Origin of the sequence: Pulveribacter suum, assembly GCF_003013695.1 — a bacterium.
In the GTDB taxonomy this organism is placed as follows: Bacteria; Pseudomonadota; Gammaproteobacteria; order Burkholderiales; family Burkholderiaceae_C; genus Melaminivora; species Melaminivora suum.
Genome location: NZ_CP027792.1, coordinates 2,489,484 through 2,506,339 on the forward strand (window position 1 = coordinate 2,489,484; position 16,856 = coordinate 2,506,339).

Genomic DNA, 16,856 nt, shown 5'->3' on the forward strand with positions numbered 1-16,856 from the left:
GATTAAGCCTCTCACTGGCCTACAGCCGAGGTGGCTGCAGCGGCGGGCTGAGCAGCGGTCGCCAACTTGTCCAGAGCCAGGTTCAGGGTCAGGACGTTGACGCGGGGGCCGCCCAGCACGCCGAGTTGCCTGTCCTGGGTATGCTCTGCCACGATTTTTTGCACGATCTCGGGGCCGAGGCCTCGCGCGCGGGACACGCGCGCGACCTGGATGGCTGCGCTCTCCGGACTGACGTGCGGGTCGATGCCGCCACCGGACTGGGTGATCAGGTCACCTGGCACGGCCGAGGGATCGACGCCTTCGCGCTTGGCCACGGCCAAGCGCGCCTCTTCCAGGCGCTTGCGCAGGTCCGGATTGGTCCGCGCCTGGTTGCTGCCGGCCAGGGCCATGGGGTTGTAGCCGGCAGCCGAAGGGCGCGGTTGGAAGTACCTGTCGCCCGCGAAAGGCTGGGCCACCAACTCGGAGCCAATCACTTTGCCGTCACGCTCGATCACGCTGCCGTTGGCCGTCCGCGGGAACAGCGCCTGCCCCACGCCCACCCCGGCGAGCGAATAGAGAAAGCCGAAGCCGGCAAGGGACAGGATCGTCAGCCCGATGGCACCGCGCCAGGCGCCCCGGTCCATTACCGGGGGAGTGGCCGCGCCGGCATTGCGCGCGTTAGCGGCCAGGGATGCAGTCATGGTCATGGAAGAACTCCTCACAGGTTGAACAGGGCCGCCAGCACGACGTCGATCAGCTTGATCGCGATGAAAGGCAGCAGGATGCCCCCCACGCCGTAGATCAGCATGTTGTTGCGCAGTAGGTGGGTCGCGCTGGCGGGCTTGAAGCGCACGCCGCGCAGCGCCAGCGGGATCAGCGCCGGGATGATGATCGCGTTGAAGATCAGCGCCGACAGCACCGCGCTCGACGGGCTTGACAGGTTCATGACGTTGAGCGCTGCCATCGACGGGATCGCCGCGGCGAACAACGCCGGCAGGATGGCGAAGTACTTGGAGACGTCGTTGGCCAGCGAGAAGGTGGTCAGCGCGCCGCGTGTGATCAGTTGCTGCTTGCCGATCTCGACGATCGCCAGCAGCTTGGCCGGGTCGGAGTCCAGGTCGACCATGTTGCCGGCCTCCTTGGCGGCCTGAGTACCGGAGTTCATCGCCAAACCCACGTCGGCCTGGGCCAGTGCTGGCGCGTCGTTGGTGCCGTCGCCGACCATGGCCACCAGGCGCCCGCCCGCCTGCTCGGCGCGGATGCGCGCAAGTTTGTCTTCGGGTTTGGCTTCGGCGATGTAGTCGTCCATGCCAGCGTCGGCGGCGATGCTGGCTGCCGTGAGCTTGTTGTCGCCGGTGATCATCACGGTCTTCACGCCCATCTCGCGCAGGCGTGCGAAGCGCTCCTTGATGCCCCGCTTGATGACGTCGGACAGCTCGATCACGCCGAGGATGTGGCGGCCGTCGCTCACCACCAACGGCGTCGCGCCCTTGCGCGCCACAGCGTCCACGCGCGCCTGCAATTCGGCAGGCACTCGCCCGTCGAGCGCCTTGACATGGCTGCTGATGGCATCGATGGCGCCCTTGCGGATCACGCGCTCGTCCGGCAGGTCCACCCCGGACATGCGCGTTTGCGCGGTGAAGGGGACGAAGTGCGCATATTCCGGATCGACGAGCTTCTCGCCCTTTTCGCGGGCAAGCTTCACGATGGACTTGCCTTCGGGCGTGGGGTCGGCCAGCGAGGCCAGCAGGGCGGCCTGGCGCAACTGCGAGGCATCCACGGTGGCCAGCGCGTGGAACGCGGTCGCCTGGCGATCGCCGTAGGTGATGGTGCCGGTCTTGTCCAGCAGCAGCACATCTACGTCACCGGCTACCTCAACGGCCTTGCCCGATTTGGCCAGTACGTTGGCTTGCAGCGCACGGTTCATGCCAGCGATCCCGATGGCCGGCAGCAGGCCACCGATGGTCGTGGGGATCAGGCAGACCAGCAGCGCCACCAGCAGTACGACGTTGACCTGCACGTCCACGAAGCCGCTGATGAAGGGCAAGGTGACGACCACGATCAGGAAGGTTAGTGTCATCACCGCGAGTACGATGCCCAGGGCGATCTCGTTGGGCGTTTTTTGGCGGTTCGATCCTTCGACCAGTGCGATCATCCGGTCTAGGAAGCTGTTGCCCGGTTCGGCCGTGACACGCACAACGATCCGGTCGGACAGCACCTTGGTGCCGCCGATTACGCCGGAACGATCAGTGCCGGCTTCGCGCAGCACGGGGGCCGATTCACCTGTGACCGCCGCCTCGTTGATAGTCGCCAGGCCCTCGACGATCTCTCCGTCGGCGGGAATCAATTGGCCCTCTTCCACCACGACCCGGTCGTCCGGGCGCAGGTCCGCGGCAGGGACGCTCGTTTCGCGGCCCGACTTGTCCAGGCGACGCGCCACGAGGTCCTTGCGTGCGCGGCGCAGCGAAGCCGCCTGGCCTCGCCCGCGTGCCTCCGCCACGGATTCGGCGAAGTTCGCGAATACGACGGTGATGAGCAGGATGAGGGTCACTGCCCAGCCAAAGCCCGTGCTGGTCCAGCCCGCGATAGTCGCAGCGGCGGTAACCAGCGTGCCGAGCCACACCACGGCCATCACCGGGTTTTTAAAGGCATGCTGGGGAGCCAGCTTCTTGAAGGATTCGATGAGCGCGGGCACCAGGCCCCGGTCCGCGTCCACCGGCGTTTGAGTATTTGTAGTGGTCATGTGAGACTCCCTTTCAGCGGGCGAGCAGTTGTGTCAGCGCCAGGTGGTCGGCGATGGGACCCAGGACCAGGACCGGCATGAACTGCAGCAGCGTGAGGATGATGACGATGCCGATCAGCGTCAGGGCGAAGGTCGGCGTTTCGACCGCGAGCGTGCCCGAGCCCTCGGGGGCGCGGCGCTTGGCAGCCAGCATCGCGGCGATGGCCAGCGGAATCACCAAGGCGGGGAACCGACCGGCGGCCAGCACGATGGCGCAGCTGACGTTCCACCACATCGTGGCGTCGCCCAGCCCCTCGAAGCCGGAGCCATTGTTGGCAAAGGCCGAGACGTACTCGTAGAACACCTGGCTGATACCGTGGAAGCCCGGGTTGGAGTTGCCGGTCAGGCTGGGCACTGCCAGCGTCACGGCGGTGAAGCCCAGGATGACAAGCGGCTGCCACAGCACCAGAATAGCCAGAAGCTTGACCTCTGGGCCCTCGATCTTGCGCCCGAAAAGCTCCGGCGTACGGCCGGTCATGAGGCCGGCGAGGAAAACAGACAACAGCAGATAGACGATGAACTGCTGCAACCCGCAACCCACGCCGCCCCAGATGGAGTTAATCAACATGTTGACCATCGACACCATGCCGGTCAGTGGCGCGGTGGAGTCCAGCATCGAATTGACTGAACCGTTGTTCACCTGGGTGGTCACGGATGCCCACAGGGCGGAGGCGTCGGCACCGAGCCGGACTTCCTTGCCCTCCATCAGGGCGATGTCGGCCGCAGTGGCGGAATGGCCCTCCGACCACAGGGACAGACCTACGGACACCACGGACATGGCCAGCATCGTGCCGAACACCATGGCGCCGAACTTCCGGCGGCCCGTGAACGGCGCGATCATGAAAATGATGCTCACCGGAATCAGGCAGATCGCCAGGGTTTCCAGGAAGTTCGACAGAGGTGTGGGGTTCTCCAGCGGCACCGAGCTGTTGGGGCCATACCAGCCACCCCCGTTGCTGCCGAGCTGCTTGATGGCGACCATGGGCGCGACCGGGCCCAGCGGGATCTTCTGTTCCTTGAATTCGGCCGTGGCCTCAATGGGGGTTGCGACGGGACCGGCTGCCAGCGTGGCCGGTACGCCCTGCCAGGTCAGCAGTGCCGACCACACCAGACACAGCGGGAGCACAAAGCGAAGCGTGGTGCGGACCACGTCGGCCCAGTAGTTGCCGACATCGATCACGTCAGCTGGCGCGGCCGTCACGCCTTCGCCACGATCCATGGCCTGGCGGCCGCCGAAAAGCCCGCGCAGGGTGGCCGCGACCATTGCCAGCCCCATCACAGGCGTGATCACCTGCAGCCCGACGATGCCCGTCATCTGCGACAGGTAGGACAGCTGTGCCTGACCCGAGTAGTGCTGCTGGTTGGTGTTCGTGAGGAACGACACCATGGTGTGCAGCGCGAGGTCCCAGCTCATGTTGGGCACGCCGTCCGGGTTGAGCGGGAGCCAGGCCTGGGTCATGAAGATGAGCCAGACCACGATGGCCAGCAGCAGGTTGGACAGCAGGAAGGCGCCGGCGTAGCCGCGCCAGCTCATGCCCACCTGGGGCCGCGTGCCTAGCGCGGCGTAGATCGGCCGCTCGATCCAGCCGAACAGCGCGTCACTGCGCATCGGCGCGCCGCGCATGACCGCGGCCAGATAGCGCCCGAACGGCCAGCCGAGCGCGATGAGCAGAATGAGAAGCAGAAGAGACTCAGCCATGGTGGGGAACTCCGTGGATGCCGTTGGGATAAGGGAACAGGGCCATCGAAACCCAATCAGAACGAGGCCTGCAGCGCCAGCTCTGCGCGCGTTCCCGCCATGCTGGGGAACAGCCGCTTAGCCGCTGAGTCGGTGCCGTGCAGCGTCAAGCGCGCTTCGAACGGCGCCTTGAAGGCCCACACGACGCCGACGGAGCCGTGCGTGTAGCTGTCCGCGTAGGCGCTGTCGAGGAAGTAGCGGGCCAGCGTGCCTTCCACCCGCCACCGGTCGTTGATCGGATAGCGCGCGCCAATCAGCGCGTAGGTGCCGCTGGTTTTGCTGGCCATTGCGTTCGTAGAGTGACCCACTGCGAGCCAGTAGTTGTCGCGCCAGGTCACTGCAGCGTTGACCTCGTTCCAGTTCAGGTCGATGTCCGAGCCGGGGTATTGGTAGCGCAGGTAGTAGACATCCAGGGCCCAGTCCTGCGCGAGCTTGCCGCTTCAGCCCAGCGCGATGTCGAACTCACTGGTGGCGCCGTTGTCCGGCTTGAACTTGACGTTGGAGCCCCAGACGGATGCGTAGAGGCCCGACTCGTGGGCGTACTTGATGCCGCCCTGGATGGCGGGCCTCTCGCGTGTCTGCGAAGACCCTCTCCACACGTAGTCCGAGGTCAGAGTCAGGTTGCCGGTGAGCTGTGCCGATGCCACGGATGGCCATACAGCGACAACAGCGCCGCCGCACACCGCAGCAGCGCCCACGATGGATTTGAAAGAATTGAGGCGCATATTGTTCTTCGCGATCGAATGGCGAAATTGCCACGCAGAAGTATTCGCTCGGATGCCAAGCGCCGTCATAACTTATGCGTAAATTTGCAGCGATCCCTGGGGCCGCAGTGGAAGTGATAGCCAACGGCACGGCCGCGCACTTGCCTCCGCAGCCCGCGGATGCGCGAGTGCGCGAGTGCGCGAGTGCGCTGGAATTTATGCTGAATTTACGACCACGCAGCACATTCCGTCGTATCGTTTCCCAAGAGCGAATATGGCCTTGGCCTTTGCTAAATGCCCCAGTTTCTCCAGGACATCGTTTTCATCTTTATCGTCGTCGGCGGCTTCGTGACGTTATTTCGCTTGCTTGACAGTGCGCTTGCTTGGCATGGCGACCGTCGAAAAACGGCCGCTTCGAAGAGGTCTCAAGGTGAGTGAATTGCTCCATATCTTGCTGGCATTTTTGGCTTTGGTGATTCCGATGCTCATTGCCTGGCTGCTTGTCAGCCTGCCCGACCTGCGCCGTCGCCGTTCGCGTCGCTCGCAAGGACAATGAGCAGCATCCAGCTGCGTCCAGGCGACCACCAGGACCTTCAACAACTCCTTGAGCTTGAGCAGCAAGCGTTCGCTTCGGATCGAATTTCCAAGCGTAGTTGGCTCTCGCTGCTCAAGAGTGCTTCGGCTGTCGTGCTGATCGCCAGCTTCGGTTCTGCGGTCGCGGGCTCAGCCGTCGTCCTGCTACGCAAACGCTCTTCTATTGCGCGCCTGTATTCGATCGCCGTCAAGGGCGGATATCGGGGTATGGGCGTGGGCCGCGCACTCGCCGTCGACTCGCTTCGCGTCGCGGAACAACTTGGCTGCAAGCAGATCCGGCTTGAAAGCCGGATAGACAATCTGCGAGCGCACGAGCTCTTCCATTCACTGGGCTTCCAGTCCTTCGGTCGCCCTGTTGACAACTACTATGCCGATGGCAAGGCTGCGATCCGATTTTGCCGCTCACTGCCTCGCTGCACTGCCGAGGCAGGACACGCGGTTACGGGCGTGCATTCTTCGCGCGGGCGAAGGGACCAAGATGATGAGCCTTTCACAGAGGCAGTGTGACGTCGGATCGCACCACTTGATTGAAGCCTGCCGCTGGCGGCGCGTTTCCATAGCCCGCATTTCTAGGAGTCTCAATTGAACTCGGACCATCTCATCATCATCGAGAAGGCATCGGACTTTCGGTGGAGCGATCCCGACATAGAGGTCGTCACCGCTGAGCACTTTCTCGCTGACGGACCTCGAATACGAAGTCGCCCGCGAAAAATCATCAACCTGTGCCGCAGTTATAGCTACTTGAGCGTAGGCTATTACTGCTCCCTTCTGGCTGAGGCGCGCGGAGACCGTGTCACTCCGAGCGTCGAAACGATTCTGGAGTTGGCGCGACGTAGGCCGCAGTCCGCCATGCTGCCAATGCTCAACTCGCTGGTGAGTCCTCTGAAAGAGATGCCGCGATCGGTTCGAAGTCTGACTCTCCACGTCTTCTTCGGCGAGATCGAAGACCCGCAGCTCGCCACCCTGGCGCGCAAGAGCTTCGAGATGTTCCAGTGCCCGCTGCTGGAGATCGAGGTGGAACGGGCAGCCAAATCGGATGTGTGGGAGGTGTCGGCCATCCATCCGCTCAAGCCGACCGATATCAGCCCCGAGCAGGACGCTATTCTTGTGCGGGGCCTTGCGAAATTCACCCGTCGCACCTGGAATCCCGCGCCCCGTCCCCGCACCTATCGCATGGCCCTGGCCGTCCTGCACGATCCCAAAGACCCATTACCACCGTCGAATCAAAAGACTTTGGCCAAGATCGTGGAGATTGGTGAGTCCATGGACATCTCGGTCGAATTGATCGAGAAAAAAGACCTCTCGCGACTGACCCAATTCGACGCCTTGTTCATCCGAGAGACCACCGCCGTATCCCATCACACCTTCCAGTTCGCACGCAAGGCGGAGATGGCGAACATGCCGGTGATCGACGACTCATCATCGATCCTGCGCTGCACCAACAAGGCCTTTTTGGCCGAATTGCTCCAAGGCCACAATGTTCCCACACCTCAGACGTTTCTCTTGAGCAAACATAGCCTGACCAGCGCCGCCAGGTTGTTGCCATATCCGGTCGTTCTCAAGGTTCCCGATGGCGCCTTCAGCCTCAGCGTCAAGAAGGCGGAGGACGCAATGCAGTTGGTCGACATAGCACGGGAAATGCTCAAGGAGTCAGACGTCATTCTTGCTCAGGAGTTTATGTACACGCCGTTTGACTGGCGAATCGGCGTCCTCAATGGAACGCCTCTTTTTGCCGCGCGTTACCACATGTGCAAGGATCACTGGCAAATCATCAAGCATGCCGAAAACGGGAAATTCCAGGAGGGCCAAGTCGAAGCGGTCGCGCTAGTTGACGTGCCGACATCCGTGCTGGAACTGGCGTGCACGTCGGCAAAGCTGATCGGGGATGGGCTCTACGGAATCGACATCAAAGCCAATGGCGAGAAGTCATTCGTGATCGAGATCAACGACAACCCCAATATCGATATGGGGATGGAAGACGCTCATGAAGGTATCGAGGTCTATCGAAAGATTTTGTTTTATCTTCTTCGACGCTTTGAAAAGCGACACAACATTTCTATGCATTCTGGTACGGCATCGCCTGATGAAAGTCACACATCCCACAATTCGAATCAGATTGGGGTCAAATCAGCAATGAATATCAACTCATCAAACTATGAGGTCGTGGCTTCTGAGGGGTGCGCACAGAAAATCAGAGCCATAGCCGAAATAAGCCATTTTCCTAAAAATCAGGTAATAACCTCATAGAAGCCACGAATGATATGCGGCGGGGAACTCATTCCGGCACGTTGTAAATAACAGAAATCATTTTGGACAGGGAAATGGAATGGAATTTCGCCACCTTCGTTGCTTCCTCGCCGTGGCAGAAGAGTTGCACTTTGCACGTGCAGCCGAACGGTTGCACATCGATCAGTCACCCCTGTCTCGGAGCATCAAAGAGCTAGAGGAGGAACTTGGTGCATGCTTGTTCCTGCGTACTACTCGGAACACACAACTGACGCGCGCAGGACGGTTGTTCCTGGAGCATGTTCCGCGTGTCTTCGCGGCATTAGAGCAGGCACGCGACAGTGTCAAATCCGCGGCGAATGGGTTTCAAGGACAACTGCGCATTGCCCTATCCGACGGCATAACGCCATCGCGCCTTCCGGCACTGCTGGCGCGAAGCCGTGAAGAAGATCCCGAGGTAGAGATCCGACTTTTCGAGGTGCCATTGGACCAACAGATCAAGGGACTTCATGGCGATTTGTACGACGCAGGATTCTCGATGGCAGAAGAGGCCGGTGATGGCATCGTGATCACTCCTGCATGGGAGGACGAATTGATGATTGCCGTTCCGGCCCGTCATCCCGTACTCGCCTTCAAGCAGGTTCCACTCAAGGAAGTGCTGCGCTATCCATTGGCGCTTGGTGACCCGGCTGTCTGCGAAGGCCACGCGCGACAAGTTGATCGCTTCCTACGCAGACTCGAACAGGAGCCGCTGATCGCGCAGCGCGTGGCAACCTTCGATGTGATGATGACTTTGGTTTCCGCTGGCTTGGCCTTGGGCCTGGCGGGCGAGGCACACATCGCTTCTAGCCGCGAGCCAGGCGTCGTCGCCCGCCGCATGGCAGGCAAGCCACACATGCTCACGACTTATCTGCTACGCCGCGATGCGGAGCCATCCGAGATGTTGGCTCGATTCATTGAACGAGTGGCCTTTATTGATTCAGCGGATGGCCTCGACACCGCCGAGGACTCCTGACCGGCCCGACGAAAGGACTAGAACCATGAATAAGACAATGCTGCTGATGCTGGCCGTCGCGCTGACCGCATGCGGCCCTTCTCAACCTTCGGAAACCGTCGACACGCTGGTGGCCAATCCCGAGCGCATTAAGGAGATTCAGCGGCTGTGCAAGGAAGACCGAACGAAGGTCGGCGACGAGCTTTGTTTGCGCGCGGCCGAAGCCGCCAAGCGGAGATTCTTCGGTGATAGGCCTGAGCAGAAATCCAAGTAATCCCCTTGCAGTCGCTTCGCAGCGACAAGGTTCTCACTGTGACCTCATCACGCCGCAACGCGCTCGCGTTCGCGGCGTTCTTATTGCTTTCGCCCCTGCAAGAAATCTTGCTTTTTTGGCCTGAATTGCCGCCATAACGGCCTTTGACCAGCCTGCACGCACGCCTTGATCCTCAGTGCTGCGGCACCTCCGTGTGCCGTGATCGGAGGCTGAGTTATGCAAGGGACGAACGTGCTGTTCGGTCAGATCGCCGTCGTATTCGGCATCGTGATCGCCGGAGTGTGGGGCGCCACACAATGGACAGCAGCGGCCCTTGGTTATCAAGTACGCCTTGGCTCGCCCTGGTTCGATCTTCTAGGCACGCCGATCTACCACCCGTGGAAGCTGTTTGAATGGTGGTTCTTCTTCGACGCCTACGCGCCGCGCGTGTTCGATACCGGTGGCGCCATCGCAGGCGGCAGCGGCTTGCTGGCGGTGGTGGTCGCCATCGGCATGTCGATCTGGCGCTCGCGTCAATCTCGCCTTGTCACGACCTACGGATCGGCCCGCTGGGCGAACGCGGATGACATTCGCAAGGCCGGCCTCACGCAGCCTGCCGGCGTGTTCCTGGGCCAGCATGATCGGCAGTACCTCCGTCACGAAGGCCCAGAACACGTCCTGACCTTCGCGCCCACGCGCTCGGGCAAAGGTGTCGGCCTGGTGGTGCCGACGCTCCTGTCCTGGCCGGCCTCGGCCGTCATCCACGACATCAAGGGCGAGAACTGGCAGATCACCGCCGGCTTGCGCAGCCGATTCAGCCACTGCCTGCTGTTCAACCCGACCGATGCGAAGTCGGCCGCCTACAACCCGCTGCTGGAGGTTCGGCGCGGCGCGCATGAGGTGCGCGATGTGCAGAACATCGCGGACATCCTGGTCGATCCCGAAGGTGCGCTGGAGAAGCGCAACCATTGGGAGAAGACCAGCCACGCGCTGCTGGTCGGGGCCATCCTGCATGTGCTCTACGCGGGCGAAGACAAGACCTTGCGCGGCGTCGCCAACTTCCTCTCCGACCCGGCCAGCCCGTTCGAGCTGACTTTGCATCGGATGATGACCACGCCCCACCTGGGCGATGGCCCGCATCCTGTCGTCGCTTCGGCGGCGCGCGAAGTTCTCAACAAATCGGACAACGAGCGTTCTGGCGTGTTGAGCACCGCCATGTCGTTCCTCGGCCTGTACCGCGACCCGACGGTGGCCGAAGTCACCTCGCGCTGCGATTGGCGCATCGCCGACCTGATCGCGGCCGAGCATCCGGTGTCGCTGTATCTGATGGTGCCGCCTTCGGACATTTCACGGACGAAGCCCCTCATTCGCCTGATCCTCAACCAGATCGGGCGGCGACTGACGGAATCGCTCGACGGCTCCGACGGCATAAAGCGCCGCCACAAACTGCTGCTGATGCTCGACGAGTTCCCAGCACTCGGGCGGCTGGACTTCTTCGAGACGGCACTGGCCTTCATGGCGGGCTACGGCATCCGCAGTTTCCTCATCGCGCAGTCGCTCAACCAGATCGACAAAGCCTACGGCCAGAACCATTCGATTCTGGACAACTGCCATGTGCGCGTGACGTTTGCGACGAATGACGAACGCACCGCCAAGCGCATTTCCGAGACGTTGGGCACCGCGACCGAGCTGCGCGCCCAGCGCAATTACGCAGGCCACCGGCTGGCTCCGTGGCTGGGCCACCTCATGGTGTCGCGCCAGGAGACAGCCCGCCCGCTGCTGACGCCGGGCGAGGTGATGCAGCTTCCGCCTGACGAGGCTGTGGTGATGGTGTCCAGCGTGGCACCGATCAAGGCGAAGAAGTTGCGCTACTACGCGGACGCCAATTTCAAGCTGCGCGTGCTACCACCGCCCACGCTGGCGGATGGGCAGTACGCCGACGCGCCGCCGGCCCGCGCCGACGACTGGAGCGGGCTGGCGATTCCTGCTGTGCCCGCCGCACCAGCCACGGCAGCCGCCGATGGCCTGGAGAATTTTGGTTCGGCCGACGACGGCGGCCCGCGCCGTCAACCCGAGCTTTCCGACACCGTCGCTTACGACCCCGAACTGGGCGCGCCCGCAGCCGACTTTGGGCTGCTCGATGACGACGACTTGCCGCTTCCCCTTCCTCGCCAGCTCGATCCAGCCATGCAGCGCACGGCCCGGCTGGCTTCCCTCGACCCCAACGACGGAATCGAGCTATGAGCCACTACCGCCTGAACCTCTTTATCCAGCCCGAGCACGCTAAGCGGCTCGACGAGCTGGCCGCCAAGAAAGGCGTGTCCAAGTCGTCCATCGTCGCGGCGGCACTCGCATCGTGGCTGTCGCCCGATGCCGCCGACCAGCGCGAGGCGGCCATCGCCAAGCGGCTGGATCGCCTATCGCGCCAGGCCGAGCGCATGGAGCGCGACCAGAACATCGCCATCGAAACGCTGGCGCTGTTCATTCGCTACTACCTGACCGTGAGTACGCCGGTTCCCGAGGCGCATCAAGACGCGGCACGCGCGCAGGGCAAAGCGCGCTTCGAGCAGTTCACCGAGCAGCTTGGTCGCCACCTGCTGCGGGGCCGCAGCTTGGTGCGTGACGTGGTGGAGGAACTGCATCCCGATCCGATGCGGATGGAGGACGCGGCGGCAGCCGCGCAAGCGCAGGAGCGTGCTTCATGAGCGCCGCGCCTTCATCCTTCACCACCTCGCTCGACCGCCGCATCCAGATGCTGCGCACGGCGATGGGGCCACTGATCGCCGCCGCGCTGGAAGACCCGGACGTGGTGGAGGTGATGCTGAATCCTGATCGCACCCTTTGGGTGGATCGGCTTTCCAGTGGGCGCGCGCCGATGGGCGTGGAACTGCCCGAGACGGACGGCGAGCGAATCATCCGCCTGGTCGCGGCCCACGTCGGCTCAGAAGTCCATCGCGGGCAACCGCTGCTGTCCGCCGAGCTGCCCGAAACGGGCGAACGATTCGAGGGCATCTTGCCACCTGCCGCGCCGGGGCCGGCCTTCGCGCTGCGCAAGCGCGCCATCGGTGTGATTCCGCTGGAGCGGTACGTCATCGACGGGATGATGACCAACGCGCAGGCGGGCTTTCTCGTTTGTGCCGTGCGCGAACGGCAGAACGTCCTGATCGCCGGCGCCACCAGCAGCGGCAAGACCACGCTCGCCAATGCGCTGCTGGCCGAGATCGCCGCCACGGGCGACCGCGTGCTGGTGCTCGAAGACACGGTGGAGCTGCAATGCGCGGCGCGCGACCACGTTCCGCTGCGCACGCGCGCAGGCGTGGTGTCGATGACCGAGCTGGTGCGCTCGTCCATGCGCCTGCGGCCTGATCGCGTCGTCGTTGGCGAAGTGCGCGGCGCCGAGGCGCTGGATCTCATCAAGGTGTGGGGCACCGGCCATCCCGGCGGCATCGCCACGATCCATGCCGGCTCCGCGCTCGGCGCGCTGCTGCGCCTGGAGCAACTGATTCTCGAAGTGGCGGTGAATCCGCCCCGTGCGCTGATCGCCGAGGCGGTCAACGTGGTGATCCACATCGCCGGGCGCGGGCGCAAGCGCCACATCGAGAACATCGCCCGCGTCGTCGGCTTCGACGGCGTGGGCTACCAACTGGCGGACGCACTGGAAACGCCGTTTCCCGAGCTGCCGCCACTTCCCGATGCCGCACCCGCTGCGGCGACTTCCCCATCCCCTCACTCACTTGGAGAACTGCCATGACGCAGATGACCATTCCTGCTTTCCGTTTTTCTGCGAATCCGGCTTTGCGTCTTGTGCGGCTGCGCTGCCTGGCCCGCCCTGCGGGGCAAGGGCTGCTGCTCGCCGCGCTGTTGCTGCTTCTGGCCGGAACCGCGCAGGCCGCCGGTTCCTCGATGCCGTGGGAAGGCCCTTTGCAGTCGATTCTGGAGTCGATTCAAGGGCCGGTGGCACGCATCGTCGCGGTCATCATCATCATTGCCACCGGCCTTGCGCTCGCCTTCGGCGACACGTCCGGCGGCTTCCGCAAGCTGATCCAGATCGTCTTCGGTCTGTCCATTGCCTTCGCGGCTTCGAGCTTCTTCCTGTCGTTCTTCAGCTTCTCCGGCGGCGCCGTCGTATGAGTGCCCCGGACACCTTCGCGGCCGGCTTCGAGGTGCCGCTGCATCGCTCGCTGACCGAGCCGATCCTGCTGGGCGGTGCGCCGCGCACCGTGGCGATCGCCAACGGCACGCTGGCCGCCGCTGTCGGCCTGGGCCTGCAACTGTGGATTCCTGGCGTGGTGCTCTGGATCGTCGGTCATTCGCTGGCGGTGTGGGGTGCGCGCGTCGATCCGCAGTTCATGGCCGTGTTCGCGCGGCACATCAAGCACCGCCCGCTGCTGGACGTGTGAGGGGATGCCATGCTGAACCTTGCCGAATACCGCCAGCGCCCGGCCTTGCTGGCCGACTGGCTGCCTTGGGCCGGGCTGGTCGCGCCGGGTGTCGTCTTGAACAAGGATGGCAGTTTCCAGCGCACGGCTCGGTTTCGCGGGCCTGACCTCGACAGCGCGACGCAAGGCGAGCTGGTCGCCACGTCGGCGCGGTTGAACAATGCGCTGCGCCGCATGGGATCGGGCTGGGCGCTATTCATCGAAGCCGATCGCCGGCCTGCGGCCGACTATCCGCACTCGGAGTTTCCCGAGCCGCTTTCGTGGCTCGTGGAGGAGGAACGACGAGCCACCTTCGAGGAATCGGGCAACGACTTCGAGAGCAGCTATCACCTGACGCTGGTGTACCTGCCGCCGGAAGAATCCCGCGCCCGTGCAGCCAAGATGCTCTACGAGAACACGCCGACGACCGGCGTGGACTGGCGCGAGCGGCTGCAGGCCTTCATCGCGGAAACGGATCGCGTCTTCGACCTGCTCGACGGCGTGATGCCGGAGATCGCCTGGCTGGACGACAGCCAGACGCTGACCTACCTACACGCGACCATCTCGACACGGCGCTACCGCGTCGGCGTGCCCGAAGTGCCGTTCCACATCGACGCGCTGCTGGCCGACTCGCCGCTGGTCGGTGGCCTGGCGCCCATGCTGGGCGACCAGCACCTGCGCGTGGTGTCGGTGCGCGGTTTCCCGACCTCGACCTGGCCGGGAATTCTGGACGACCTCAACCGCCTGGGATTTGGGTACCGCTGGAGTACGCGCTTTCTGTGCCTCGAAAAATCCGAGGCGGAACGAGAGTTGGGGCGCCTGCGCCGCCAGTGGTTCGCCAAGCGCAAGAACGTCATCGCGCTGCTGCGCGAAACGATCTTCCAGCAGGAAAGCCCGCTGGTCGACACCGACGCGAACAACAAGGCGGCGGACGCGGATGCTGCCTTGCAGGAGCTGGGCAGCGATCAAGTCGCCTTCGGCTACCTGACCGCGACCGTCACCGTCATGGACGAGGACGCCGGCGCAGCCGACGAGAAGCTGCGCATGGTGGAGCGTGCCATCCAGGGCCGGGGCTTCGTCACCATTCCCGAAACGCTCAACGCCGTGGATGCATGGCTGTCGTCCATTCCGGGCAACGCCTACGCCAACGTGCGTCAGCCCATCGTCTCGACGCTGAACCTGGCGCACATGATCCCGGTGTCGGCGGTATGGGCCGGGCCGGAGAAGAATGACCATCTCGACGGCCCGCCGCTGATCATCACGCGCACCGATGGCGCGACGCCGTTCCGGCTGGTGACGCACATCGGCGACGTGGGCCATACGCTGGTCGCCGGCCCGACCGGCATGGGCAAGTCGGTCTTGCTCGCCACGCTGGCGATGCAGTTCCGCCGCTATCGCGGCTCACGCATCTTCGCCTTCGACATGGGGCGCTCGATGCGAGCCACGATCCTCGGGCTGGGTGGCGAGCACTACGACCTCGGGATGGATGGCGAAATCGCCTTCCAGCCACTGGCACGCATCGACCGCGAGGGCTACCGCACCTGGGCCGCCGAATGGATCGAAGGCCGCTTGCTGCACGAAGGCGTAGCAGTCGGCCCCGACGAGAAGGCGGCTATTTGGTCGGCGCTGGGCAGTCTCGCCGGTGCGCCGGTGGAGCAGCGCACGATGACGGGGCTTTCCGTGCTGCTGCAATCGAACACGCTGCGGCAGGCGCTGTCGCCTTATGTGCTCGGCGGTGCCCACGGCAAGCTGCTGGACGCCGACCGTGACCGGCTGGGCATGGCCGACGTGCAGTGCTTCGAGATGGAGGAACTGATGCACAGCAAGGCCGCCGTCATGGCCGTGCTGCATTACCTCTTTGCGCGTTTCGATGAACGCTTCGATGGTGCGCCCACGCTGCTGATCCTTGATGAAGCGTGGCTGTTCTTGGATGACCCGGTGTTCGCGGCACGCATTCGCCAGTGGCTCAAGACGCTGCGCAAACGAAACGTCAGCGTCATCTTCGCCACGCAGTCGCTCGCGGACATCAAGGATTCGAGCATCGCGCCCGCGATCATCGAGAGCTGCGCGAGCCGAATTTTCCTCGCCAACCCGCAGGCGACCGAGCCGCAGATTCGCACGATCTACGAGGGCTTCGGCCTCAACAGGCGTCAGATCGAAATCGTCGCCACCGCACAGCCCAAGCGCGACTACTACTACCAATCCCGTCTCGGCAACCGCCTGTTCGACCTCGACCTGGGGCCGGCGGTGCTGGCCTTCGCGGGCGCGTCCACGCCGCAAGACCAGCGCGATATAGACCGCGTGCTGCTGGACGCCGGCGTGCCCGGCTTCGCGGGCGCCTGGCTGCGCCATCGCGGCCTCGATTGGGCGGCCGACCTGCTGCCCTCGTTCCCCGGCCTTGCGCCGGGTTCCCTCGCTGACCAACTCCTGGAGAACCTGCCATGAAGAAGCGTCTTATCGCCGCCGCCATCGCGGCCATGCTTTGCACCGCCACCGCCCATGCGCAATGGGTTGTGATCGACCCCACGAACCTCGTGCAGAACACGCTGACCGCTATCCGCACGCTGGAGCAGATCAACAACCAGATCCAGCAGCTTCAGAACGAAGCGCAGATGCTGATGAACCAGGCGCGCAACCTCGCCAGCCTGCCGTCCAGCGTGGTGAACCAGTTGCGCGCCAATCTGGCGACGACCGAGCGGCTGATCGCCCAGGCTCGCGGCTTGGCCTACGACGTGACGAACCTCGATCGGGAGTTCGCACGCCTGTATCCCGAGCAGTACGCCGCCACCGTGAGCGGCGACCAGATGTATCGCGACGCGCAGGAGCGTTGGCGCAACACGCTCAATGGCTTGCAGACCACCATGCGGATGCAGGCCCAGGTGTCGCAGAACCTGGGCGAAGACGAAAGCGTGCTGGCCGACCTCGTGGGCAGGAGCCAGTCGGCCGTAGGCGCGCTGCAAGCGATGCAGGCCATGAACCAGTTGCTGGCCTTGCAGGCCAAGCAGTCGATCCAGTCGCAGCGGCTCCAGATCACGCAGGACCGGGCGGCGTCGCTTGAGCTGGCGCGGCAGGCGGCGGCCACCGAGCGCGCCCGCGAGGTGCGCCGGCGTTTCATGGGCGAAGGCACGCCGTACACGCCGCAGTCCGTGAACTTCTACGGCAACTGAA

17 protein-coding genes are annotated in these 16,856 nt (G+C 63.8%); 12 read left to right on the forward strand and 5 right to left on the reverse strand.

All coding sequences use genetic code 11. The features are described from left to right. Positions 1 to 11: 11 nt before the first annotated feature. The 5 genes from kdpC to C7H73_RS15780 all read right to left on the reverse strand — a co-directional run bounded on the left by kdpC (position 12) and on the right by C7H73_RS15780 (position 5,146). Positions 12 to 686, reverse strand: a complete 675-nt coding sequence (kdpC, locus tag C7H73_RS11455) for a potassium-transporting ATPase subunit KdpC (protein WP_106846764.1) — start codon at positions 684 to 686, stop codon at positions 12 to 14. Between the two features lie 11 nt (positions 687 to 697). After that, positions 698 to 2,722: a potassium-transporting ATPase subunit KdpB gene (gene kdpB, locus C7H73_RS11460; protein ID WP_106846765.1), complete on the reverse strand. Its 2,025-nt coding sequence runs from the start codon at positions 2,720 to 2,722 to the stop codon at positions 698 to 700. 13 nt (positions 2,723 to 2,735) lie between these two features. Beyond that, the gene (gene kdpA / locus C7H73_RS11465) at positions 2,736 to 4,460 is read right to left on the reverse strand and encodes a potassium-transporting ATPase subunit KdpA (RefSeq protein ID WP_106846766.1); all 1,725 of its coding nucleotides are present in this window, start codon (positions 4,458 to 4,460) and stop codon (positions 2,736 to 2,738) included. 56 nt (positions 4,461 to 4,516) lie between these two features. Beyond that, positions 4,517 to 4,786 carry a hypothetical protein gene (locus C7H73_RS15775; RefSeq protein WP_227001333.1) on the reverse strand — a complete coding sequence of 90 codons (270 nt, stop codon included), beginning with the start codon at positions 4,784 to 4,786 and terminating at the stop codon, positions 4,517 to 4,519. Positions 4,787 to 4,939: 153 nt separating this feature from the next. After that, positions 4,940 to 5,146 carry a TorF family putative porin gene (locus C7H73_RS15780; protein WP_264371562.1) on the reverse strand — a complete coding sequence of 69 codons (207 nt, stop codon included), beginning with the start codon at positions 5,144 to 5,146 and terminating at the stop codon, positions 4,940 to 4,942. A 445-nt stretch (positions 5,147 to 5,591) separates the two neighbouring features. Between C7H73_RS15780 and C7H73_RS15580 the strand changes: the two genes are divergently transcribed. From C7H73_RS15580 to trbJ, 12 genes are all read left to right on the forward strand, one after another. Further along, positions 5,592 to 5,759: a hypothetical protein gene (locus tag C7H73_RS15580; protein ID WP_157948351.1), complete on the forward strand. Its 168-nt coding sequence runs from the start codon at positions 5,592 to 5,594 to the stop codon at positions 5,757 to 5,759. Beyond that, positions 5,756 to 6,304 carry a GNAT family N-acetyltransferase gene (locus C7H73_RS11475; RefSeq protein ID WP_106846767.1) on the forward strand — a complete coding sequence of 183 codons (549 nt, stop codon included), beginning with the start codon at positions 5,756 to 5,758 and terminating at the stop codon, positions 6,302 to 6,304. The genes C7H73_RS15580 and C7H73_RS11475 overlap by 4 nt, the downstream gene beginning before the upstream one ends. Before the next feature lie 75 nt (positions 6,305 to 6,379). After that, positions 6,380 to 8,044 carry a RimK family protein gene (locus C7H73_RS11480; protein WP_106846768.1) on the forward strand — a complete coding sequence of 555 codons (1,665 nt, stop codon included), beginning with the start codon at positions 6,380 to 6,382 and terminating at the stop codon, positions 8,042 to 8,044. A 79-nt stretch (positions 8,045 to 8,123) separates the two neighbouring features. Further along, positions 8,124 to 9,038: a LysR family transcriptional regulator gene (locus tag C7H73_RS11485; RefSeq protein WP_106846769.1), complete on the forward strand. Its 915-nt coding sequence runs from the start codon at positions 8,124 to 8,126 to the stop codon at positions 9,036 to 9,038. A gap of 25 nt (positions 9,039 to 9,063) precedes the next feature. Continuing rightward, positions 9,064 to 9,291 (forward strand): EexN family lipoprotein, encoded by a 228-nt coding sequence (locus tag C7H73_RS11490; protein ID WP_106847650.1) that lies wholly within the window; start codon positions 9,064 to 9,066, stop codon positions 9,289 to 9,291. Between the two features lie 216 nt (positions 9,292 to 9,507). Then, positions 9,508 to 11,514 (forward strand): conjugal transfer protein TraG, encoded by a 2,007-nt coding sequence (locus C7H73_RS11495; protein WP_106846770.1) that lies wholly within the window; start codon positions 9,508 to 9,510, stop codon positions 11,512 to 11,514. Next, the gene (locus tag C7H73_RS11500; protein ID WP_003111089.1) at positions 11,511 to 11,975 is read left to right on the forward strand and encodes a ribbon-helix-helix protein, CopG family; all 465 of its coding nucleotides are present in this window, start codon (positions 11,511 to 11,513) and stop codon (positions 11,973 to 11,975) included. The genes C7H73_RS11495 and C7H73_RS11500 overlap by 4 nt, the downstream gene beginning before the upstream one ends. Beyond that, a complete protein-coding gene (gene trbB, locus C7H73_RS11505) occupies positions 11,972 to 13,021 on the forward strand; it encodes a P-type conjugative transfer ATPase TrbB (protein WP_106846771.1) in 1,050 nt (349 codons plus the stop codon). The genes C7H73_RS11500 and trbB overlap by 4 nt, the downstream gene beginning before the upstream one ends. Next, positions 13,018 to 13,401, forward strand: coding sequence for a TrbC/VirB2 family protein (locus tag C7H73_RS11510; RefSeq protein WP_106846772.1), 384 nt, complete (start codon positions 13,018 to 13,020; stop codon positions 13,399 to 13,401). Before trbB ends, C7H73_RS11510 begins: the two co-directional genes overlap by 4 nt. Next, positions 13,398 to 13,670 carry a VirB3 family type IV secretion system protein gene (locus C7H73_RS11515; RefSeq protein WP_033453500.1) on the forward strand — a complete coding sequence of 91 codons (273 nt, stop codon included), beginning with the start codon at positions 13,398 to 13,400 and terminating at the stop codon, positions 13,668 to 13,670. The genes C7H73_RS11510 and C7H73_RS11515 overlap by 4 nt, the downstream gene beginning before the upstream one ends. Positions 13,671 to 13,679: 9 nt before the next feature. Next, the gene (trbE, locus tag C7H73_RS11520; RefSeq protein WP_106846773.1) at positions 13,680 to 16,133 is read left to right on the forward strand and encodes a conjugal transfer protein TrbE; all 2,454 of its coding nucleotides are present in this window, start codon (positions 13,680 to 13,682) and stop codon (positions 16,131 to 16,133) included. Further along, positions 16,130 to 16,855 (forward strand): P-type conjugative transfer protein TrbJ, encoded by a 726-nt coding sequence (gene trbJ / locus C7H73_RS11525; RefSeq protein WP_106846774.1) that lies wholly within the window; start codon positions 16,130 to 16,132, stop codon positions 16,853 to 16,855. The genes trbE and trbJ overlap by 4 nt, the downstream gene beginning before the upstream one ends. Position 16,856: the final 1 nt, after the last annotated feature.